The sequence below is a fragment of the Streptomyces sp. NPDC051105 genome (assembly GCF_040682795.1).
Taxonomy (GTDB): domain Bacteria; phylum Actinomycetota; class Actinomycetes; order Streptomycetales; family Streptomycetaceae; genus Streptomyces.
Genome location: NZ_JBFBBR010000026.1, coordinates 1 through 22,409, shown reverse-complemented (window position 1 = coordinate 22,409; position 22,409 = coordinate 1). Strand labels below are relative to the sequence as shown.

Genomic DNA, 22,409 nt, shown 5'->3' with positions numbered 1-22,409 from the left:
GGCTCAGGCCACCCCCAGGTCGTTGTCGATCAGGTCGTAGATCTCGGCGGCGGTGGCGTCGTCGATGAGGTGCCTGTGGTTGCCGTCGAGGCCGGACTCCCGGTCCTCCACGGCGGCGAGGAGTGACCGCAGCCGGGCGCTCACGGCGCCGATGTCGGACGAGTCGACGGAGGGAAGGAGCGCGGCGAGCCGCTCGAGTTCCGCGTGCACGGCGGTGGCGGCCGGCGGCCGCTCCTCCGGCTCGCCGCGCTCCTCCAGGAGGGACCGCAGATGGGCGGCGAGGGCGGGGACCGAGGGGTGGCTGAAGACGAGCGTGGACGGCAGGGTCAGCCCGGTGGCCTGGCTGAGCCGGTTGCGTAGCCGCACCGCGCCGAGCGAGTCCAGCCCCAGCTCCTTGAAGGGCCGTTCCGGATCCACCGCCCCGGCGTCCTCATGGCCGAGCACGGCGGCGACCTCGGCGGCGACGACACCCGAGACGAGTGCGGCACGTTCCTCCGGCGGCGTGGCAGCGAGACGGGTGAGCAGCGCACCGCCCCGGGCCCCGGCCGGGCGGGCCACGGTCGGGGCGAGGACGCGCAGGACCGCGGGAAGCACGCCGTCGCGGCCCTGGGCGCGGAGGGCGGCCATGTCGAGCCGGGCGGGCAGAAGCAGTGAGTCACCGGTGTGGTGCGCGGCATCGAAGAGCCGGAGTCCTTCGTCGGTCGCGAGCGGGGCGAGTCCCGACCTGCCGAGCTGGGCCACTCCGTCGCCGGCGAGATGCCGGGTCATGGCGCTCGTCTCGTCCCACAGTCCCCAGGCGAGCGAGACGGCGGGCAGGCCCTGCGCACGCCGCCACTGGGCGAAGGCGTCGAGGAAGGTGTTGGCGGCGGCGTAGTTCCCCTGCCCGGGGCCTCCGATGGTCCCGGCCACGGAGGAGAAGAGCACGAAGGAGCGGAGCGGGGCACCGGCGGTCAGCTCGTGCAGGTGGAGCACGGCGTCGGCCTTGGGCCGCATGACGCGGTCGAGGCGTTCGGGGGTGAGCGTCTCGACGAGCCCGTCGTCGAGGACTCCGGCGGAGTGGATCACGGAGGTGAGCGGATGCGCCCGCGGCACTCCGGCGAGGAGCTCGGCCACGGCCGCCCGCTCGGTGATGTCGCAGGCCGAGATCGTGACGTCGGCTCCGAGAGCGCCCAGTTCGGCGGCGAGTTCGGCCACTCCTTCGGCGGCGCGGCCACGACGGCTCGCGAGGAGCAGATGCCGGGCACCGCGCTCGGCGACCAGGTGCCGGGCCACCTGGGCGCCGATGCCGCTGGTGCCGCCGGTGACGAGGACGGTGCCGTTCGGGTCGAAGGGGAGCGGTTCCCCCACGGCGCGGGCGCGGACGACGCGGGGTACGAACACGATGCCGTCGCGCACGGCGAGTTGGGGCTCCTGCGTGGCGAGCAGCGCGGACGGAGCGGGACCCTCCGCACCGTCCAGGTCGATCAGCGTGAACCGTCCCGGGTGCTCGGACTGCGCGGAACGGACCAGGCCCCAGAGGGCAGCGAGGTCCGGCCGGACGACGGTGGCGTCCGGGGTGACCGCGACGGCGTCCCGTGTGACGAGGACGAGCCGGGAGTCGGCGAGGCGCTCCTCGGCGAGCCACCCCTGGAGCAGGGCGAGGGCGCGATGCGCCAGAGCACGGGCCTGTGCCGCGTCCGGCACCGCGCCCGGAGCGGGCTCGGCGGCGATCACGGCGTCCGGGACGGGGGCGCCCGCGTCGAGAGCCGCGACGAGGGCGGCCAGATCGGTGTAGGAGGGAACGTCCGCTCCGTACGAGGAGGGAGCGGAGGGAGCGGAGGTGCCGGCGTCCCCACCCAGCACCGCGTACGACCCGACGGGCCGCTCCTGCGGGGTCGGAGCCCGCAGCGGCTGCCACTCCAGGCGGAACAGCGAGTCCGTCCCCCGGCCCGTCGCCGCCAGCTTGGCCGGGGACACCGGACGGGCCACCACCGAGTCGACCGACAGCGCGGGGGTGCCGGTCTCGTCGGTCGCGGACATCCGTACCGCCCCCTCGCCCTGAGGGGTGAGCGTCACCCGCAGACGCGTGGCGCCCGGGCGGGTGATCCGTACACCGGACCAGGTGAACGGGAGCCAGGCCTGCGCCGACTCGGCGTCCGTGCCCGTCAGTTCGGTGAGCTGGGCGTGGAACGCCGCGTCCAGCAGCGCCGGGTGTACGGCGAAGCCGTCCGGGTCCGCCGTGGCGTCCACCTCCGCCAGGAGGCTGCCGTCGTGGTGCCAGACGGCCCGCAGTCCCTGGAAGGCGGGACCGTAGCCGAAGCCCCGGTCCGCGAGGAGGCCGTAGAGGTCGTCGATGTCCACCGCCGTGGCGCCGGGCGGCGGCCAAGCCGTCGCTCCCGCCGGACGTCCGCCGGGCGGCGCCGCCGCCAGGAAGCCGACGGCGTGCCGGGTCCACGCCCCGTCACCGGCCGCGTCGACGCCACGCGCATGCACGGCGATCGACCGCTGCCCCGCCCCGTCCGGCGCCCCCACCGACGCCTGCAGATCCACCGCGTCGTCGTCCGCGAGAGCCAGCGGTGCCTCCAGGGTCAACTCGGTCACCACATCGCAGCCGACCTGCGCGCCCGCCCACGCCGCGATGTCCACGAAGGCGGTGCCCGGCAGCAGCACGGTGTCGTAGACCGCGTGGTCGTCCAGCCAGCCGTGCGTGAGTCGGGAGACCCGCCCGGTGAACAGCCGGCCCGTGCCGTCCGCGAGGTCGGTGGCCGCGGTGAGCAGCGGGTGCCCCGTCGCACGCAGGCCCGCGCCGGTCACATCACCCGCGGTGGCCCGCGGCGTGGCCCAGTACCGCTCCGGCTGGAAGGCGTACGTGGGGAGTTCGACCCGGCGCGCGGTGTCCGCGTCGAACAGCGCGTCCCACGCCACCGGCACACCGTGGACGTAGGCGTCGGCCAGCGCGGTGGTGAAGCGCGCCAGTTCGCCGTCCCGCCGGGCCGAGCCGAACACGGCGGCCGCGGTACCCGCCGCCTCCACCGTCTGCTCCACCGCGACCGTGAGGATCGGATGCGGACTCACCTCGATGAACGTCGTGTGGCCGTGGGCGAGGAGATGCCGTACGACGTCGTCGAAGCGGACCGTCTGCCGCAGGTTCCGGTACCAGTAGCCGGCGTCCAGCCCTGCCGTGTCGAACTCGGTCGCGGTGACCGTGGAGTGGAAACGGATGTCACCGGAGCGCGGGGCGAGGGGAGCGAGGGCCTCGGCGAGGCGCTCCTTGACGGATTCGACCTGGGGGGAGTGCGAGGCGTAGTCGACGGGAACGCGGCGGGCCCAGATGCCGTCGTCGGCACAGCGGGTGAGGAGTTCGTCGAGGGCGTCGGGGGTGCCGGAGACGGTCATGGAGGACGGCCCGTTCACGGCGGCCACGGATATGCGTCCGCCCCAGTGTTCGAGCAGGGGGAGCAGCCGCTCCGGGGACGCCGTCACCGACGCCATCCCGCCCTGCCCGGCCATGGCGGTGGCGATGGCCTGGCTCCGCAGCGCCACGACGCGCGCGGCGTCGTCGAGGGACAGGCCGCCGGCGACGTACGCGGCGGCGATCTCGCCCTGCGAGTGCCCGACGACGGCGTCGGGGCGCACCCCGTGGTGTCGCCAGAGCGCGGCGAGCGCGGCCATCACGGCGAACAGGGCGGGCTGCACGACGTCCACGCGGTCCAGCGGGGGTGCGCCGGGCGCACCGCGCAGCACGTCGTCGAGCGACCAGTCGACGTACGGCGCGAGCGCGTCGGCACAGGCGCGCAGCTCCTCGGCGAACACCGGGTGCGCGGCGGCGAGTTCACGGCTCATGCCGATCCACTGGGAGCCCTGTCCGGGAAAGACGAAGACGACCTTGCCGCCGGTACGGGCTCGACCGAGGGCGGTTCCCTCGGGGGACTCCCCCCGCGCGAGTGCGGCCACGACGCCGAGGAGTTCGTCGCGCGTGGCGCCGACGGCGGCGGCACGGTGGTCGAAGCGGGCCCGGGTCAGCGCGAGCGCGGCCCCGACCTCGGCGGGCGAGGCGTCGGGCAGGGCGGTGAGACGGGTGTGCAGCCGGTGGGCCTGCTCGCGCAGGGCGCCCGGGGTCTTGGCGGACAGCACCCAGGGGACGACCGGAAGAACACCCACCGCGCCGCCGCCCGAGGTGCCCCCGTCCCCCGGATGTCCGGCCGTCGGATCGTCGGCGGGCGGCTCCTCCACGAGGACGTGCGCATTCGTCCCGCCGACCCCGAACGCCGACACACCGGCCCGCCGCACCCGCGCGCCCCGCGGCCATGGCGTCGACTCCGTCAGCAACGACACCGCACCGCTCGTCCAGTCCGCCCTGGGGGTCGGCTCGTCGACGTGCAGGGTCCGGGGCAGGACCTCATGGCGCAGCGCCTCGATCATCTTGATGATGCCGCCGACACCCGCCGCGGCCTGGCTGTGCCCGATGTTGGACTTCAACGAGCCGAGTCGCAGCGGCTGCCCGGCGGGACGGTCCTCGGCGAACACCGCGGTGAGCGAGTCGATCTCGATCGGGTCGCCGAGCTTCGTGCCCGTGCCGTGGCCCTCCACCGCGTCGATGTCGCCGGGCCGAAGCCCGGCCGCCGCCAGTGCCTGCCTGACGACCCGCTGCTGCGCGGCGCCGTTCGGCGCGGTCAGACCATTGCTCGCGCCGTCCTGGTTGACGGCCGAGCCGGGTATGAGCGCGAGGACGCGATGTCCGTGCCGACGCGCCGCGCCGAGGCGTTCCAGTACGAGGACGCCGACGCCCTCGGCCCAGCCCGTACCGTCGGCCGCCTGGGCGTAGGACCTGCATCTGCCGTCCGGCGAAAGCGCCCGCTGCCTGCTGAACTCCGTGAACACCTTGGGCGTCGCCATCACGGCGGCGCCGCCGGCGAGGGCGAGCGTGCACTCGCCGGCGCGCAGCGCCTGGGCCGCCAGGTGCACGCTCACCAGGGACGACGAGCAGGCCGTGTCGACGGTGAGCGCGGGTCCTTCGAAGCCGAAGGCGTAGGCTGTCCGGCCGGACAGGACGCTGCCGGCCGAACCGATGCCCCAGTAGCCCTCCAGCTCGTGCGGCCCCGAGCGCGCCACCTGTTCGTAGTCCTGCCCGCTGCTGCCGATGTAGACCCCGGTCGGGGACTTCCGCAGCGTGCCGGGGTCGATCCCCGCGTTCTCCAGGGCTTCCCACACGGTGTGCAGGAGCAACCGCTGCTGCGGGTCCATCGCCAGGGCCTCGTGCCGCGCGACACCGAAGAAGTCGGCGTCGAAATCGGCGACCGCGTCCAGGAAGCCGCCGGTACGGGCGTAGCTCGTACCGCTACGCTCCGGGTCGTCGGAGAAGAGGCCGTCGAGGTCCCAGCCCCGGTCGGAGGGGAAGTCCGAGACGACGTCGTGCCCGGCGGCCACGACGTCCCACAAGCCGGCGGGTGAGGCGATGCCGCCCGGGTAACGGCAGGCCATGCCGACGATCGCGATGGGTTCGTGGTCGTCGGCCGCCTCCGGGACGTCCCGCGAGGACTCGGTGGCCGTCGGGGCGAACCCGAGCAAGGACAGCAGATGACGTGCCACGGCCGCCGGCGTCGGATGGTCGAACAGCAGCGTGAGTGGCAGTTCGAGCCCGGCGGCCGTGCCGATGCTGTTCGTCAGTTCCACGGCGGCCAGGGAGTTGTAGCCGAAGTCGCGATAGGCGAGTTCCGGGTCGACGGCGCCCGGCTCCGAGCCGAGGAGCTCCGCGGTCTTCTCCCGCACCAGATCCAGCATGACCGGGTACCGGGCGTCCTTCGGCAGCGCGGTCAGCCGCGCCGTCCAGGGGTTGTCCCGCTCGTTCAGTGAGCCGGTCGAGTCCATCGCGTCAGCCATGCCATCCTCCACGTCGTCACCTGCGCCCCCCGCGCCCGGCCCACCGCTCCCGGCGAGGGGAGCGGCCACGGAGTCCCGCCGTCGGTACCAGGCGGCTTCCGGCGGACCTTCGAGGCGTCACCGACCCGGCACGCGGAGAGCACGCACCCAACGCCGCTCGTCGTCCGACGGAGATCCATCAGCAGCCCCGGAGCCTGTCGTCGCGTCCCCGTCCGCGGCGCCCGGCCGTGACCCGAAGGCCCCGGCAGCCCCGCGCCACCAGGTCGTTCCCGCACCTTGCGATCGCGCGTTCCGCCATGCTCCCGACGAGCATGGGGGTCTCCCCCTCGCCGCCACGGGGCGCGTCCCTCGCGCGGACGACGGGAAGGTGACGGCGGCACCCGGGGTCTGTCCGGCGGATCACGCCGCAGTCGCGGGGCCGGCACCCGTATCCGTCGCGGCGCCGTCACTCGCCGCCCCTCCCGCTCTCGGCTCTGCCCGAGCGGGGACCCCCTCGCTTCGACTCCCTCCTCCGCCGTGCGGCTGCACGCACCGGCCCCCGTTCACCGGCGCCGGTCAGTGACCTTTGCCCTGCCGCGACTTGATCCGATTGATCCGATTGATCCGCCGGTCAGGCCCTAACCGACGGCACTGCCCGTACGCAGCCACGACCGGAGGTGCGTGGCGAGTTGTTCCGGCTGGTCCTCGGGGATGAGGGTGTAACTGTCCGCGATCTCCACCAGCTCGCTCTTGGGCAGGAGCTCGGCGAGCCGCCGCCCGTGCGCGAGTGGCATGACCTTGTCCTCCGCGGCCCACACCACGAGCGCGGGCCGGTCGAAGTCCCGCAATTTCTCGGCCCAGGCGAGCAGTTCTTCCTTGGGAGGTACGCCGAGCACGTACTTCCGCAGATCCCGGCGGATCTCCGCGGAGGTCCACAGGGGCTCGAACCAGGCGTCCATCACCTCGTGCGGCACGGGCCGCTTGCTCATCCACCCCCAGGTCATGGGCAGTCGCCGCATCGGCTTCCACTTCAGGAGTTTGAAGGCGAAGTTGATACCGCCCGGCATCTTCGCGGAGGTGTACAGATTCGAACCGGGCACGCCGGGGGGGAAGTTGTCGAACGCCTCACAGGACGTGATGACGAGCCGGCCGACCCGTTCGTCCCGGCCCAGGGCGACGAGCGCCTGAGCCCCGCCCCAGTCGCTCATCACCAGGGTGACGTCCCGCAGGTCCAGCTCGTCGAGGAACTCCGCGACGAGCCGGGCCACGCCGGGGATCGACAGATCGGCGTCGGCCTTCATCGGTGTGCGATGCCCGCCGAGCGGCAACGTCGGGACCACGCACCGGAATTCCGAGCCCAGCCGGGCCACCACGGTCCGCCACAGGGAGCCGTCCATCGCGACACCGTGCAACAGGACCACCACCGGCCCGTCACCGCCGGTGTCCTGGTACTCCACAGTGCCCGCTGCAAGGTGTACCTCAGCCATTTCGAATCTCCTGGTCCAGATCGGATGCGGGGGACGGGAGCGGCCGGCGACGACCAAGCCACCACACCAGGCGAGCCACGGGTGGCCCGAAGCAAGCAAAACATCTGAACTCAATTTTCGCCAGCAGCGATTCCGGCGGAGAACGATCATCGCCCTAAAGGGCAATGGTGTCCGCTCGGTCGTGTGGGTACCGTCGCAACTCCTGGCCCCTTCTGGAACCGCTCGCCGTGCTCTCCGGGGCGGTTCGCACCCGGATCCCTCGTATTCGCCTCCCCCTCCGCCCTTTTGAGCGGCGTGGCTGTATCGCAGCCCACAGGACATTATTAGGCGATCACTCAATCACACCGGAAAGGCTTCGCGTGATCACTGTAGAAGAGGTATGCGACCGTATCGCCAAGAAGCTCGGCAGCAAGGCTGATGCCTACACCCTCGGCCCCGACACGTCCTTTGACTCGGTGGGTCTTTCGAGCCTCCAGATAGCCGATCTCGTCTACACCATCGAGGACGACCTCGGTATCGAGTTCGACGAGAGCAAGGCCGCGAGCGTCACCACGGTGGCGGACCTTGTGAAGCTCGCGGAGGAGAGCAAGCCGGGCAGCGCCGTCGCGTGACGGCCATCGACTACCGTGGCGCATCGGCAGAATCCATTCGCCACCACTATGACGTCTCGAACGACTTCTTCGCCCTGTGGCTGGACGAGGACCTCACCTACACCTGTGCGCTCTGGGACGAGAACAACGCCAAGGACACCCTTGAGACGGCCCAGAAGCGCAAGCTGGACTATCTGATCGAGGGCGCCAAGGCACCCGGCGCGGGCCGGGTCCTCGACGTCGGCTGTGGCTGGGGTAGCCTGCTCGACCGCCTGGTCAACACCCACGGGGTGCGGCACGCCGTCGGCCTCACGCTCAGCGACAGCCAGGCCGAAAAGCTGCGGGAAGCCGCCCTGCCGCGTACCGAGGTGCGGGTGGAGAACTGGCTCGACCACGAGCCGGAAGAGCGCTACGACGCGATCATCTCCATCGGCGCGTTCGAGCACTTCGCACGTACCGGCCTGTCCCGCGCCGAACGCGTCGACGCGTACCGGGAGTTCTTCGAGCGGTGCCGTTCCTGGCTCCCGAAGGGCGGCCGGCTCGCGCTGCAGACCAATATCAAGGGAAATAACGTCCAGATGGACAAGCAGACGGTCCGTGACCTGATGTTCATCATCGACATCATTTTCCCAGAGTCTGAGATTCCGGCCCTTTCAGAGGTCATCGAGTCGAGCGAGAAGCGCTTCGACATCGTGAATCTGCGCAATGATCCGGACCATTACAGCCGCACTTGCCGGGAGTGGCTGAACCGTCTCCGGGCCAACCGCGACCAGGCCGTGAAAATCGCCGGTGAAGAGAATGTCGCCAATTATGAGCGCTATTTGGGCTCGACGGTCGGTCACTTCGCGAACCGCCACCTCGGCCTGTCCCGGCTGATCCTCGAAGCCGTGTGAGGCGGGGGCCGAGAAGCCCTCGCGGCGGACAGCTCCACCGGTGGCCCTGTTGAGGAGCACTCATTGAACGCGTACAAGCATGTCGTCTACTGGCACGACACCGAACCGGTCACCGTCGGAGCTCCTCTGCGGGAGAGCGTCGACTGCGATGTCTGCATTGTCGGGGGCGGATTCACCGGGCTCTGGACCGCCTACTTCCTCAAAGAGGCCGAGCCCGCGCTCGACATTCGTATCGTCGAGGCGCACCATTCCGGATACGGCGCATCGGGCCGCGCCGACGGATTCGTCACCCCCACCATCGGCAAGGACATCCAGGCCCTGGTCAAGGAGTTCGGCATGCAGCGGGCCCTCGAGGCCTCGCAGGCCGTGGGCCGGTCGATACTGGAGATCGGCCGGTTCGCCCGCAAGAACCGCGTCGACGCGGAGTACGAGGCCAATGACTACCTGATGGTCGCCACCGACGCCGCCCAGCTCAAGCGCCTGGAGCACGACCGCGACCTCGCGGAGCGGATGGGCGCGGCACAGGCCGAGATCCTGCCGCGCGCGGAGTCCCGGGCGATCATCGGCTCGCCCGCGGTTCTGGGCAGCATGCGTACCGGCGGCGCCCTGGTGAATCCCTTCAAGCTCGCTCGCGGCATCGCCCGCGTCGTGCGCGAGAAGGGCGTCACCCTCTATGACCGGTCTCCCTGCCTGCGTGTCGAACCGGGCGTGCGGCCCACGGTCGTGACCGCCGGCGGCCAGGTGAAGGCGAACAAGGTCGTGCTCGCCACGAACGTCCACATGGACGCCTTCCCCCCCTTCCGCAGGAAGGTCGTGCCGATCTGGACGTACGCGATGGTGAGCGCTCCCCTCACCGACGCGCAGCTCGCCCGCGTGGCGTGGGCCGGCCGCGAGGGACTGGTCGAGGCCAAGTCCCTGCTCACCTGTGCCCGTTTCACGCACGACAACCGTGTCATGTTCGCCGGCGGACCCGCTCCCTACTACTACGGCCGGGACAAGCGGCAGCGGAACATGAACCGCCCCGAGGTCTACCGCGAGATCCACCGGGAGTTCCTTCGGTTCTTCCCGATGTGGGCGGACGTCGAGTTCACGTACGCGTACGGCGGGACCGCCGACGTCGTCCGTGACTACGCGCCCCACTTCGGTTCCCTCAACGGTGGCAGCATCCTCTACGGATACGGCTATTGCGGCAACGGGATCGCCGCGACCCACACCGGCGGCAAGGTCCTGCGCGACCTCGCCCTCGGCAAGGACACCGACTACTCGCGGCTGCTGTTCGTGGACGACGAACGACGCAGGCCCCCCGCCAGTTTCCCGCCCGAACCCGCCCTCTACGTCGGCGCCCGCGCGGTGGCCCGTCTGATGGACTGGAAGGAGTCCCGCGTATGAGCGCCCGCCGCACGGTCCTGCTCACCGGAGCCTCCGGTGTCGTGGGCCGCAGCATCCTGCGGGAGCGGACGCCGGACGGGCCGCGGATCATTCCCGCCGCCCACCACACGCCGATTCCCGAGGCCGAGGAGCCGCCGGTCGCCCTGGATCTGACGGCGGAACGCTTCGGGCTCGACGCGGACAGCCATGCCGCGCTCGCGGCCGAGGTCGACGTCGTCATCCACTCGGCGGGCCTGACCGAGTGGGGTCTGCCCGCCGAGCGCTATGAGCCGATCAACGTCGAGGGCACCCGCCGGGTCGTCGAGTTCGCCGAACAGGCGGGCGCCACCGTCCACTTCATGAGCACGGCCTTCGTGGCCGCCCTCGCCCAGGACGCGCCCGTCCCCCTCGGCCAGGAGAACGTCTGCACCCACTACATCCGCTCCAAGCAGCGGGCGGAGTGGATCCTGCGCGACAGCGGCCTGCCGCACACCGTGTTCCGGCCCACCAACCTCATCGGCGAGTCCACCTCGGGCTGGACCTCGCAGGGCCAGATCGTCCAGCTGATGTCGGACTGGATCGGCCGGGGCCGGGCGCCGTTCGTCCCCGCCCACCCGGGCATCCGCATGGACTTCCTCCCGCAGGACCTGTTGTCCAAGGCGGTCCTGCGGGCCATCGAACTCGGCGACGACCAGGGGGAGTTCTGGGCGACCTACGGCGAGGAGGCGATGGACATCGAGACCTGCCTCCAGCTCCTGGTCAAGCACGCGGCCGGGCGCGGCCGTTCGCTGACCCCGCCGCCGGTGGTGAACGCCGACGAGCTCGACCCCGACACCATCGCGCGGACACCCCCGATGACCCGCTCGTACCTCTCGGTCCTGCGGGACGTCAGCGAGGTCACCCGGTGCAGCGGCGGCGTCCTGCCCACCTCCATGCCGGAGTTGCGCGAGCGCTACGGAATCCCTCGCGTCGACGACACGGCCGCGTATCTGGCCGGCCTGGAGTACGCCGCCGACCACCTCGGCTGAGCAGACGACGCGGTTGTTGGTACGAGAAGTGGCGCACCCCGCCACCGACGGAAGGACACTGGCGTGAACGACGCGTGGAACGCCCCGCACCTGGGCGGAAAGGTGGCCGTGGTCACCGGGGCCAGCCGAGGCGTGGGCCGGGGCATCGCGCTCGCGCTCGGTGACGCGGGCGCGACCGTGTACGTCACCGGCCGCAGCACCCGCGACGGTGGGCGCACCGAGGACCTGCCCGGCACGGTCGAGGACACTGCGGACGAGGTGACGCGGCGCGGCGGTACGGCCGTCGCCCTGCGCTGCGACCACTCGGTGGCGGCGGACAACGAGGCCCTCGCCGAGCGGATCAAGACCGACTGCGGCCGCCTGGACCTGCTGGTCAACAATGCCTGGGGAGGGTACGAGCGGTCCGCCGAGGTCCGCTTCGACGCACCCTTCTGGGACCAGCCGATGTGGCGCTACGACCTGTTCGAGGCCTCGCTGCGCGGGCAGTACGACGTGACGCGCAGGCTGGTCCCGCTGATGATCCCGCAGCAGAGCGGCCTGGTGGTCGGCATCAGCTTCTCCGACGGGGACATCTACCTCGGCCAGGTCGGCTATGACGTCTTCAAGTCGGCATCCGACCGCATGTGCCGAGGCTTCGCCTCCGACCTGCGCAAGCGCGGCGTCGCGGCGGTCTCCCTGCACCCGGGCTTCGTGCGGACGGAGCGCGTGGCGGCGGCTTGGGAGATGATGGGCAGCGGCCCGGCGTCGGTGGTGCACTCCCCGGAGTACGTGGGCCGGGCGATCGCCGAGCTGCTCGCCGACCCGAACGTCATGGAGCGCACCGGCAAGGTGCTGAGTACCGGCGACCTGGCGGTCGAGTACGGCTTCGACGACGTGGACGGGCGCCGCCCGCCGGCGTTCCGCCTGGAGGGCCGGATGAGCCTGGCCACGCGGATGCATCGCCTGAACAAGGCGGTCGGCGCGGGCGACGGTGGACACCAGTAGGCCGAAGCGGGGTGTTTCCGCCCGGCTGGACTGCCCTCGGGCCCCGGCCGGAAGGGCAGGCCGGCCGGCCGGAGCGACCTCGCGAGGTGAGTCTCAGTGAATCCGGGGCACCGGAAGTGGGCCGACGCGGCCTTGCGGCAGACGCAGCGGGGAGACCCGCACCAGAGGGTGCGGGCCGTCCGCCGCGGCGTTCGCGTTGCGTACGGCGATGGCAGCCTGGTACCCGCCGGGTGCGGGCACGTCGGCGATGGACCAGCCCGCGGGCCCCGGCGGGGCCCAGTCGGGCGCCAACTCCCCGGCGAGGCCCACATGATGGCGGCCGAGCCCGCCGGGAAGTCCGGTCCCGATGCCCTTGAGGTACGCCTCCTTGCGCACCCAGCAGCCGAGCACGGCCCGGTGCCGCAGGGCAGGGGACAGGGCGGCCACGGCTCGCCGCTCCTCGACATGCAGCCGGCGAGCCGCGCTGTCGAGGCTGTCCCGCACCAGCTCGGCCGACTCGATGTCCGCTCCTACGGCGGAGTCCGCGACCGCGTACAGGGCCGCGTCACCGGCATGCGACAGCGAGAAGCACGGCTGTGGGTGGCCGGCGATCACCGGCCGCCCGTGCGGCTCCTCGCAGTCCGGCATCCCGCAGGGCTCGCGGAGGAACTCCACGTCCTGCGGTGCCATCCCCAGATACCCGCCGAGCAGTACGCGGAGGCCCACATGGGAGGCGACGTAGCGCACACGTGCCACCGGATCCTGGAACCCGTCGGCCCGCGCGGTCTCCTCGGCGTCGAGGATCCACGCGCTGTCGGCCGCCGCCGCCGCGTGATCAGGGATCCACAAGGTCCATACGGCGACCTTCTGCGGACCGGTCGGACAGACGGTCACGTGTGCTCGGGACTGGTTCGGTTCGACCGGAGCTCGTCCGCCCACTGCACCGACAGGAGTGTGGCCTCCACCCTGTTCCGGAGCCCCAGCTTCCGTGTGATGCTCGTCAGATGGGCCTTCACCGTACGCTCGGCGATGCCGAGCCGACGGGCGAGGGCCCTGTTCCCCTCGGCGTTCGACAGCGCGCCGAGTACTTCACGTTCACGCGGCGTCAGCTCCTGCAGGGCCGAGCGCGTGACCTGCGCTAAGCCCCCGCCATCCCCGGGCTTCGTTCCCGATCCGGCATTTTCGACAGTTGGTTGGTTTTCCCCGTACATGCTCTCTCCAACTCCTAGAGGTGCTGGTCCTCCAGAGGAGGAGTCAGGTGAGAGCCTCGAAAGCCGCGAACTGAACATCCTCCCCTAGATGTCCGGAACTCAGCGGATTATATACCACCATGGTGTTGAGGGTCTGTCAGCAAAATACGGCGTGAACGCATATCGGGAATCTCCCCAGGTGGGTTTGGTGCCGAGTGGCACCGGCGGCCCGGACCGCGCGGCACTCATCTGCGATTTCCCCGGGCCGCTCTTCTCCGGAGAACGGTAAGAGTTTGATGAAAGAGACAGAATCCCTGATTCCGCTTATTGTGCCGAGCCTCATTCCGTGTCCGCGGAATGGTGAATTGTCGGCATTCACCGCCCTGTCCGCCGCCGCAGACACACCGAGGTGACAGTAAGTTGTCCAATTCATCTGCACCGGTCGTTCCCGGCGCCGGGGCCGGCTCCCGAATCGCCGCCGTCGCCGGCGTCCGGCCCCGACGGGTCGTCGGCAATGCAGAACTGGGGGATCCACTCGGCGTGTCCGCCGAGTGGATCGAGCGGCGCGTGGGCATCCGCGAGCGGCGTTTCGCGGGCCCGGAGGACTCCCTGACGGGCATGGGCGCCACCGCCGCCGCGAAGGCCCTCTCCGCGGCGGGGCTCGCCCCGGCCGATGTCGACCTCCTCGTCCTGGCCACCTGCTCCATGCCCTCGCCCATGCCGAACGGCGCGGCGTCCGTCGCCGCGCTGCTCGGCATTCCCACGGTCGCGGCCTTCGACGTCAACGCGGCCTGTGCGGGCTTCTGTTACGGACTCGGAATCGCCGACGGTCTGGTCCGCTCGGGCACGAGCCGCTGCGCGCTGGTCGTCGGCGCGGAACGAATGACCGACTGGGTGGACCCCATGGACGTCGACACCGCCACGGTCTTCGCGGACGGTGCGGGTGCCGCGGTCGTCGTCTCCGCCGACCACACCGGAATCCACCCGGTGGTGTGGGGAGGCGACGGCGAGAAGGCTTCCCTGATCGCCATCCCCGACCGGCACGGCAGCGTGACGATGAGCGGCCAGGCCGTCTACCGCTGGGTCACCACCGAGCTGGTCCAGGTCGCCCGAGCGGCCTGCGCGCGCGCCGGGCTGGCCCCGGAGGACCTCAAGGGCCTCGTCACCCACCAGGCCAACCTGCGGATGATAACGCGCCTCGCGACGAGCCTCGGCGCGACGAACGCCGCGGTCGCCCGCGACATCGTGGAGACCGGCAACACCTCGGCGGCCTCCGTCCCGCTCGCCCTGACCCGCCTCATCGACCTCGGCCAGATCCGGTCCGGCGACCCGGTCCTCCTGATGGGCTTCGGCGCCGGGCTCAGTTTTGCGGCGCAGGTGGTGTCCTGCCCCTGAGCTGGGCCGGTGCCCGGATGCCCCGCGCGCATACGGCCGACAGGTCCGCGAAGAAAGCCGCCGAACGGCACTGACAACACATCAATTGCCTTGCGCGCAACAGGTTTTACGTACCCGTCTTCGGTGCGCAGACCACAACATCATTTTGTGATGGACACCACTTGGGATGTCGGTTGCTGCACACCGACCACACCTGTTTGATGTTCGAAGAGCTGATGTTCGTCCGTGGAGTGTGCGCAGGTAACACCGACTGGAGTGCTTTGTTGCATCGCGTCATCTCGCATCCGTCCGGCCATGGTGTCCACGGATTTACCGGAACCGCCCCTCATAATCCGCCCCGCTCGCATACCCGGTTATCGCAGAAGGCGGTCGTCAGAGCCTTCCTGCGCGCGCGGGTGCGGTGAACTCGCCATGCAGCGCCAGGAGGACAAGGTGACCACGACCGCCAGCAACGCAGGCCCCGCGCAACGCAATGCCTCGGACGCGGATCCGAGAGAGGCACTCCGGCAGGCCGGTATCGATGTGCGGCCGATTCCCCGGGCCGCCGACGAGACGCCGGCCGGACTGCGGCGAAGCGTCGGACAGCGGGAAACGCCCTTGATCTTCAGTGGTCTGAGCGACGGCTGGGCCGCTCGTCAGGCATGGTCTCCCGAGCGCCTGCGGGAAACCCACGGACAGCGCGAGGTCACCGCGCTGATGGGCCTGCCCGCCGACGGCGTGCTCTATCCGAAGGACCAGAAGCTCTACGAACGCACGCTGAGCTTCGCCGAGTTCATCGACGCCATGCTGGCCGCGGACGCGGACTCGCCCTGCTATCTGGCCTATCAGCGAGCGTCGGAACTCCTCGACCTCTCGGACTGCGACTTCACGTCCCTGCTCGGCGCACCCGACCGGCACGGCAGCGACACGCGGTTGTGGATCGGCTCCTCGGGAACCCGCTCCATGCTGCACTCCGACCTCAAGGACAACCTCTTCTGCCAGATCTGGGGCACCAAGACCGTCACGCTCCTGCCCTGGCGGGACAGCCGCGCCGCCTACCCCTTCCCCGACAACCTGGTCAACAGCCAGATCGACGTCGCCCATCCGGACGTGGCCCGCCACCCCCTGCTGCGCGACGTCACGTTCTACAGCGCCACGGTCGGCCCCGGCGACATCGTCTTCATCCCGCGCGGCTGCTGGCACGACATTCGCTCGCACACCCCGTCGGTCTCGGTCAACCACTGGTTCGGCCCGTCCCAGAACTTCGGGGAGTACCTGGCGCTGCTGGGCCGGCTCGGGCCCTCGTACTGGCACCGCACCGCCATGGACTTCATCGAGCACGGCCTACGGGGCCGCAGTGAGGAGACCCGGTTCTTCTTCTCGCCGCCGTCCACCGGCAAGAGGCTCTACGACGCGCTGCGGACCGGAAACTTCTCCGAGGGCAACGATCCCTCCACCTGAGGTTGATGCCGGCTCGGCGGTTGTGAACCAGATCGCCTGGGTGATCTGGCCCTTCGTCCCAATGTCTTCTCACGGGGGAGTAACTGTGCTGGAGAGGGTCCACCAGACCATAGCCGCACACGCGGTCACGCGGCCCGACGCGAAGGCGATCGCCTCCCGCGGTCGCTGGCTGACCTACGGCGAGCTCGATGCCCTGGTCGACGCCACGGCCGAGACCCTGAGCTCCTGCATCGAGCACTCCGAGGAACGGCCCGTGGTCGTGATCACCGGACGCGGTGAGTGGGCCGTCGTCGCGATGCTGGGCGTCTGGCGGGCGAACAGCGTCTACGTACCGCTGGCCGAGGGCACACCCCGCGAGCGCTTACGGGAGATCTTCGGGCGCGTCCGCCCGGCCGCGCTGCTGACGGACAGGAACAACGTCGAGCATCTCAAGGGCGCCTGGAGCGAGTGCCCGGTGCTGGAGATCGAGCAGACCGTCGGGGCGAGCGGTTCCGCAGCGGCGCCACCGCCCGATCCTCAGGGGTACCAGCTCGCCTGCCTGGTGCACACCAGCGGCTCGAGCGGACCGTCCAAGGGCGTGATGATCGACCATCGCGCGCTGCGCAACCTCGTGACGAACGTGACGGAGCCGTACACCCTCGGGGCCGCGGACCGGGCGCTGCACTTCGGGGCCTTCGGCTGGGACTCCAGCATCGAGGAGGTCATCCTCCCCCTGTGCAAGGGTGCGTCCCTGGTGATGCGCACCGACGAGGCGGACTACGGCGTACCGCACTTCCTGCGGGAGCTGGCGGACCAGTCGGTCACCCACCTGTATCTGCCGACGTCGTACTGGCACGAGATCTGCCTCGAACTGGGCCGGGGATCGGTGCGGCTTCCGTCCTGTGTGCGCAGTGTGCTGATCGGTGGCGAGGCCGCGTCCCCGGCCGACCTGACGACCTGGCGTGAGTACGTTCCCGAGGACGTCGACCTGTGGAACTGCTACGGGCTCACCGAGACCTGCGTGACCTCCACGGTCCACCTCGACGACAGGAAGTCCCCCGTGGACCCGCTCGGGGGTCTGCCGCTGGGAACACCCTGCCCGAGCGTCACCGTGGCCGTACTCGACGACGCGATGCGGAGGGTCCCGGCGGGCGAGGCCGGAGAACTCTGCATAGGCGGTCCGGGCGTCGCACGGGGCTACTGGGGCGATCCCGGGGCGACAGCGCTCTCCTTCGTACCCGATCCGGACGGACACGGCCGTCTCTACCGGACCGGGGACCTGGTGCGGCAGGACCCGTCCGGCCTGTTGCACTTCGTGGGCCGTGCCGACCGGCAGGCCAAGATCAGGGGCTTCCGCGTCAACCCCAGTGAGGTGGAGGGAGCCCTCGCGCTCCATCCACGGGTCCGGAAAGCCTGTGTCGTGACCCGGACCGAGCCCTCCGGTCTCACCGGACTGGTGGCCTTCGTGGAGCTCGTCGACGAGCGGGACGGCACCGAGGACATCACGGCGTTCCTCAAGGGCCGGCTTCCGGAATTCATGGTGCCGAACACCCTGGAAGTGCTCAGCGACATGCCGGTGCTGCCCAACGGCAAAATCGATGTCAGTTCCCTGACGGACAGGCAGCCCGCCGCCCCCGCCCTCACCACGGCTTCGGCTGGGCCGGGCGGCACCGACGACAGCGTTCAGGCCATCTGGTGTCAGGCCCTCGGCATCGCGACCTGCGACCCGGACGACGACTTCCTCGCCCTCGGCGGGAACTCGCTCTCCGGCATGCGCATCGCCGCACGGATCAACGAGACCTTCGGCGTGGAGATCCGCTTGCGGGAGATCCTGGACTGCCGCACGATCTCCGCGATCACCGACCTGGTCACCAGGCTTCGTACCGCCGATGTCCAAGGAACATGACACATGGAGGAATCCGTGGAAGCTGTGATGGAACACGTCGTCGTGGTCAACGCCGAGGAACAGTACTCGATCTGGCCGGCGCACCGGGACATTCCCGAGGGCTGGCGGGCCCTCGACTTCCGTGGCGACAAGTCCGGATGCCTCGACTACATCGAGCGCACCTGGACCGACATGCGGCCCCTGAGCCTGCGAGCCCCGAAGACGTCGGCGATCCGAGGGGGTGAGTGACATTATTCGTACGCTCTATGCGAACGGATGCAGTTTCACCGAGGGCAAGGAACTCGAGGAGGAGGATCCTGAGCTGCGCCTGGCCGGACGCAGCAAGGACATCCGGACGCAGACCCAGGTTCGCGCCTATCGGAACAAAAAGGCGTGGCCCAGTCATCTGGGCAGACTTCTGGACGTCGAGACGGTCATCAACGCCGGACGCAGCGGCGGCTCGAACGCCCGCGCGGTGCGCATGACCTACGACTACGTGTGCAGCTACCTCGCCGCCGGAGGCTCGGCCGACGAACTCCTCGTCTGCATCGGGTTCACGGACCTGGTCAGAACCGAGCGTTTCGACAGCATGCCCGGGGTCGACGTCAGGTCCGACGCGCCGTTCGACGACGGCTGGAGCCTGATGAAGACCAACCTGTCCACCGCCAAGCACGGCGCCGATCGCGGGGCGCTCAAGGCGAATCGGCTCTATTACCGTTACCTGTTCACCGAGGAGCAGGCCACGGTCACCTACGTCCAGCAGCTGCTGAACGTCCAGTTCTTCCTGTCGTCACTCGGGGTGCGATTCCATTTCCACGACGCACTGGCCACGAACGCCGAGCCCGTCAACCGGTTCTCCCTGCTGACGCAGCACCTGCTCCAGTTCATCCGGCCGGGCGCGCACCGGTCCGTCCACTCCATCGGCAACGGTGAGATGGGCTACAAGGACGGACACACCTTCGAGGAGTGGCTGGTGCGCTCGGGCGCCCCTCGCGCATCCGCACAGCATCCGCTCTCCGAAGCCCATCAGCAGTGGGCGAGGCTGCTCCACGCGGAGATGACGGAGAGCGGAATCCTTTGAGTCCCACGCGAGAACAAAAGGAGGAAACCTGAGCATGCCAGAATTAAAGGGACGCCCGACCGATCCGCTGTCGGCGGACATCGCCGCCGGACTTCCGGATGTGCCGCACATCGTGCAGAAGTGGGCGGCCCCCGGACAGCAGTTGCCCCTCATTCTCGAACCGCGCGCCGCCGACACCGACCTGATCGAACTCGTCACGCAGTACCGGTCGGAGATCCGGCAGCGACTGCTCGCGTACGGCGGAATCCTCTTCCGTGGCTTTGCCGATGCCACGCCCGAGACGTTCCGCACGCTCATGACCGCCCTGTCCGGTGAGCCGCTCGACTACATGGAACGGACCTCTCCGCGCCACGAGGTGGGTGACAAGGTCTACACCTCGACCGACTATCCGGCGGCGCAGGAGATCTTCCTGCACAACGAGCAGTCGTACAACCAGACCTGGCCCCAGGTCATCTTCTTCCACTGCGTCGAGGCACCCGGTGCCGGCGGCGGGACGCCGATCGCCGACTGCCGCAAGATATACCAGCGCATTTCCGCCGACACGCGCCGGCGACTGGAGGAGCGGAAGTACTCCTACGTACGCCACTTCGGAGGAAGGCTCGGGCTCAGCTGGCGCGAGGCCTTCCAGACGGAGGAGCGGAGCGAGGTGGAGAAGTACTGCCGTGACAACGACATCAGCTTCAGCTGGGGGGAGAAGGAGGAACTGACCACCCGCCAGATCCGTCCGGTCAGCGCGCGTCATCCCGTCACGGGTGACGCGACCTGGTTCAACCACCTGGTTTTCTTTAACGTACAGCTGTTTGATCCCGGAACGGTGAAAGCCCTGATGTCGATGGGCAAGGACCGCCTTCCGAACAACACGTACTACGGCGACGGCGCCGACATCGAGCCCGAGATCGTGGAAGAGCTGCGTGCCGCGTACCTGGCGGAGAAGGTCGTGGTCCCATGGCGTGAGGGCGACATCCTGATGCTCGACAACATGCTGGTGGCCCACGGCCGGGAGTCGTTCATCCCGCCGCGCCAGATCATCGTCGGCATGACCGAGCCGTTTGCCGCCAACGCCCGAGCACTGTGACCGTCGATCGAACCGAAGGGTTACACCCGATGTCTTCTTCCAGGATCAGTGCTCCGCTTCCCGTCGAATGGACCCGTGGCCCGGCAGCGGACCTCTTCTCGTCCTACGTCGCTGCCTCGGCTCTGTCCGCCGCACACCAGTTGGGTCTCCTCGACGAGCTGTCCTCGAAGGGTGAGACTCCGTTCCGCGGCCGCAGCGACCAGCAGCTCGACGAGAACGTGGTGCGGACCATCCACCGCGCCCTGCACTGGGCTCAGGTCGTCGAGATAAAGGAGGACGACCTGGTCGTACCGGGGGCGCGCTTCGAGGAGGCGTACGCTGCGCGTGGCTACTTCTACTGGCTGGTCAAGGGGTGCGGCGAGCTGTTCAGCACCGCACCGGACGTGGCCCACGAGGACCAGCGGTCCGGCGACTTCTACCACCGCGACATGCGGGCGGTGGCGATAGGCTCGCGCCTCATCGGCGAGGAGGAGGTCGAGAAGCTCTTCGACGCCGTGCTCGCCGATCTGGACCTCGGGAAGGTCGCCGACCTCGGCTGCGGTTCCGGACAGCGGCTGATCCGCATCGCCGGCAACCACACCGGCGTCCACGGCGTGGGCGTGGACATCTCCGGCGCGGCCGTCCAACTGGCCGCCGAGTCCGTCGGCGAGGCCGGACTCGCCGACCGGATCACCGTACTCAAGGGCGATGCCCTGGCGCTGGAGCCGCTCCCCGAGTTCGCCGACGTGGACACGATCACCTGCGTCTTCATGGGGCACGACTTCTGGCCGTACGAGAGCTGCGTGCGCACCCTGCGCGGCCTGCGCACCGCCTTCCCCGCGGCCGAGCGCCTCTTCATCTGCGACGTCGTACGCACGACGGAGCTGCCCGGCCCGGACACCACCATCTTCACGCTCGGATTCGAGGCGATCCACGCGCTGATGGGGGACTACCTCCCCACCTACGACCAGTGGCAGGAGGCCTTCACCGAGAGCGGCTGGAACTGCACGGCGGTCCACCCCACGACCACACCGCCCAACGGATACCTCTTCGAACTGGTCCCCGCGACGGCGGAGTGAGCCCGGCAGAGCCTGAGCAAGCGGTGGCCCCCGGCGCGCTCCGTGCGCCGGGGGCCACCGCTTTCACCGTGGTCACAGGGCCCGGTGCACCCAGACGTTGGGCTCGACGTACACCGCGGTCCCATGGCGAAGGTCGCTGTGGACCGGGGTCAGAGCACCGGGGACGATCGTCGGACCGTCCGTGCCGAAGGGGAGCCCCGTCCACTCCCGCCACTCGTCGAGCGATCCCACGACGATCATCGACGCGGGGGCCACCCCCACGATCTCCGCCCCGAGCCTGACATGTGCGCGCAGCAGGGGGTCGTCCGGAAGTCCGTTCCTGGTCCGCTCGATGTAGTCGCTCATCGGCAGGTCCGGCACGTCGGCCTTGCCGGGAGGCCTGACCGGCGCGACGAAGTGACGGAAGCCCCTGGCCGCGGCCAGCCGGTGCATGGCGCGCAGCATTTCCGTGCCGAGCCCTGCCCTGCGGAGCTCCTGGCGGACCATGACCTCGAGGCCGCACACCGCGTCCCCCTTGTATCCCGCCAGCCGAGCCAGATGGGCCTGACGCACCGCGCCGTCCCATCCGGTGTCGGGCAGACCCTTGGGAGGCGTGTCGTTCAGGCCGATGGGCACGCAATGCGCCCGCGCGAGCACGTGTCCCGGATCCTCCGCCGACAGGGCGACGAGCGTGTACTCGGCGTAATCCTGAGGGGCGTCGAGGTAGAACCTCTCGCCGATCGGCTCGTGCCGCATGAACTCCGGCCAGTTGCCCTTGAGCGCCTCGACGCGCCCCGCCAGGTCGGGCCGCTCGGCCAGCGTCACTATCCGTATGTCCTCGGACATGGTCCCCCTCTTCTCCTCGTGAATCACCACAAGCCTGCGTGGAGCGCATGGGACGCCGTCCCGGCGTAAGCCTGTCGGGACGGCGTCCCACGGGGTCAGGAGCCCTCGCCGCCCGACAGGTGCTGAACGTGCTTGGCCAGCGCCGCGATGCTGGGCGTGTCGAAGAGCACCTGCAGGTTGATGTCGGTGTCGAGGGCTTCGTTGATGCGGGAGATGACCTGGATGGCGAGCATGGAGTGTCCGCCGAGTTCGAAGAAGTCGTCGTCGGTGCCGATGGGTGATACTCCGAGGAGTTCGGACCAGATGTGGGCGAT

The 22,409-nt window shown here is 70.0% G+C and carries 18 protein-coding genes; 12 read left to right on the top strand and 6 right to left on the bottom strand.

The window, feature by feature from the left end:
- Positions 1-3 precede the first annotated feature (3 nt).
- Both AB0N16_RS39345 and AB0N16_RS39340 read right to left on the bottom strand, forming a co-directional pair.
- On the bottom strand, positions 4-5,859 hold the full coding sequence (locus AB0N16_RS39345; RefSeq protein WP_365805467.1) for an SDR family NAD(P)-dependent oxidoreductase: 5,856 nt from the start codon (positions 5,857-5,859) through the stop codon (positions 4-6).
- Between the two features lie 617 nt (positions 5,860-6,476).
- Positions 6,477-7,325 carry an alpha/beta hydrolase gene (locus AB0N16_RS39340; RefSeq protein WP_365805465.1) on the bottom strand — a complete coding sequence of 283 codons (849 nt, stop codon included), beginning with the start codon at positions 7,323-7,325 and terminating at the stop codon, positions 6,477-6,479.
- 359 nt (positions 7,326-7,684) lie between these two features.
- Between AB0N16_RS39340 and AB0N16_RS39335 the strand changes: the two genes are divergently transcribed.
- The 5 genes from AB0N16_RS39335 (at position 7,685) to AB0N16_RS39315 (ending at position 12,188) form a co-directional block, all read left to right on the top strand.
- Positions 7,685-7,936, top strand: coding sequence for an acyl carrier protein (locus AB0N16_RS39335; RefSeq protein ID WP_365805463.1), 252 nt, complete (start codon positions 7,685-7,687; stop codon positions 7,934-7,936).
- Entirely contained in the window at positions 7,933-8,808 is an 876-nt protein-coding gene (locus tag AB0N16_RS39330; RefSeq protein WP_365805461.1) for a cyclopropane-fatty-acyl-phospholipid synthase family protein, read from the top strand. The genes AB0N16_RS39335 and AB0N16_RS39330 overlap by 4 nt, the downstream gene beginning before the upstream one ends.
- 63 nt (positions 8,809-8,871) lie before the next feature.
- Positions 8,872-10,197: an FAD-binding oxidoreductase gene (locus AB0N16_RS39325; RefSeq protein ID WP_365805459.1), complete on the top strand. Its 1,326-nt coding sequence runs from the start codon at positions 8,872-8,874 to the stop codon at positions 10,195-10,197.
- Positions 10,194-11,204, top strand: a complete 1,011-nt coding sequence (locus AB0N16_RS39320) for an SDR family oxidoreductase (RefSeq protein ID WP_365805457.1) — start codon at positions 10,194-10,196, stop codon at positions 11,202-11,204. Before AB0N16_RS39325 ends, AB0N16_RS39320 begins: the two co-directional genes overlap by 4 nt.
- A gap of 63 nt (positions 11,205-11,267) precedes the next feature.
- Entirely contained in the window at positions 11,268-12,188 is a 921-nt protein-coding gene (locus AB0N16_RS39315) for an SDR family NAD(P)-dependent oxidoreductase (protein ID WP_365805455.1), read from the top strand.
- Positions 12,189-12,281: 93 nt separating this feature from the next.
- Here AB0N16_RS39315 and AB0N16_RS39310 read toward each other — a convergent pair whose 3' ends face one another.
- A complete protein-coding gene (locus AB0N16_RS39310; RefSeq protein ID WP_365805453.1) occupies positions 12,282-13,061 on the bottom strand; it encodes a 4'-phosphopantetheinyl transferase superfamily protein in 780 nt (259 codons plus the stop codon).
- A complete protein-coding gene (locus AB0N16_RS39305; protein ID WP_365805451.1) occupies positions 13,058-13,378 on the bottom strand; it encodes a helix-turn-helix transcriptional regulator in 321 nt (106 codons plus the stop codon). Before AB0N16_RS39305 ends, AB0N16_RS39310 begins: the two co-directional genes overlap by 4 nt.
- Before the next feature lie 399 nt (positions 13,379-13,777).
- Between AB0N16_RS39305 and AB0N16_RS39300 the strand changes: the two genes are divergently transcribed.
- The 7 genes from AB0N16_RS39300 to AB0N16_RS39270 all read left to right on the top strand — a co-directional run bounded on the left by AB0N16_RS39300 (position 13,778) and on the right by AB0N16_RS39270 (position 21,270).
- Positions 13,778-14,752, top strand: coding sequence for a beta-ketoacyl-ACP synthase 3 (locus tag AB0N16_RS39300; protein WP_365805449.1), 975 nt, complete (start codon positions 13,778-13,780; stop codon positions 14,750-14,752).
- A 432-nt stretch (positions 14,753-15,184) separates the two neighbouring features.
- On the top strand, positions 15,185-16,192 hold the full coding sequence (locus tag AB0N16_RS39295) for a cupin-like domain-containing protein (RefSeq protein ID WP_365805447.1): 1,008 nt from the start codon (positions 15,185-15,187) through the stop codon (positions 16,190-16,192).
- 85 nt (positions 16,193-16,277) lie between these two features.
- A complete protein-coding gene (locus AB0N16_RS39290; RefSeq protein WP_365805445.1) occupies positions 16,278-18,077 on the top strand; it encodes a non-ribosomal peptide synthetase in 1,800 nt (599 codons plus the stop codon).
- 3 nt (positions 18,078-18,080) lie between these two features.
- Positions 18,081-18,305 carry an MbtH family NRPS accessory protein gene (locus tag AB0N16_RS39285; protein ID WP_365805443.1) on the top strand — a complete coding sequence of 75 codons (225 nt, stop codon included), beginning with the start codon at positions 18,081-18,083 and terminating at the stop codon, positions 18,303-18,305.
- Positions 18,298-19,137 carry a DUF6071 family protein gene (locus AB0N16_RS39280; RefSeq protein WP_365805441.1) on the top strand — a complete coding sequence of 280 codons (840 nt, stop codon included), beginning with the start codon at positions 18,298-18,300 and terminating at the stop codon, positions 19,135-19,137. The genes AB0N16_RS39285 and AB0N16_RS39280 overlap by 8 nt, the downstream gene beginning before the upstream one ends.
- Before the next feature lie 34 nt (positions 19,138-19,171).
- On the top strand, positions 19,172-20,212 hold the full coding sequence (locus AB0N16_RS39275; RefSeq protein ID WP_365805439.1) for a TauD/TfdA family dioxygenase: 1,041 nt from the start codon (positions 19,172-19,174) through the stop codon (positions 20,210-20,212).
- A gap of 29 nt (positions 20,213-20,241) precedes the next feature.
- A complete protein-coding gene (locus AB0N16_RS39270) occupies positions 20,242-21,270 on the top strand; it encodes a class I SAM-dependent methyltransferase (RefSeq protein ID WP_365805438.1) in 1,029 nt (342 codons plus the stop codon).
- Positions 21,271-21,342: 72 nt separating this feature from the next.
- Here AB0N16_RS39270 and AB0N16_RS39265 read toward each other — a convergent pair whose 3' ends face one another.
- On the bottom strand, positions 21,343-22,095 hold the full coding sequence (locus AB0N16_RS39265; protein WP_365805436.1) for an N-acetyltransferase: 753 nt from the start codon (positions 22,093-22,095) through the stop codon (positions 21,343-21,345).
- Positions 22,096-22,190: 95 nt separating this feature from the next.
- Positions 22,191-22,409, bottom strand: a 219-nt coding sequence (locus tag AB0N16_RS39260) for a phosphopantetheine-binding protein (RefSeq protein ID WP_365805434.1), incomplete at its 5' end; no start/stop codon positions are given.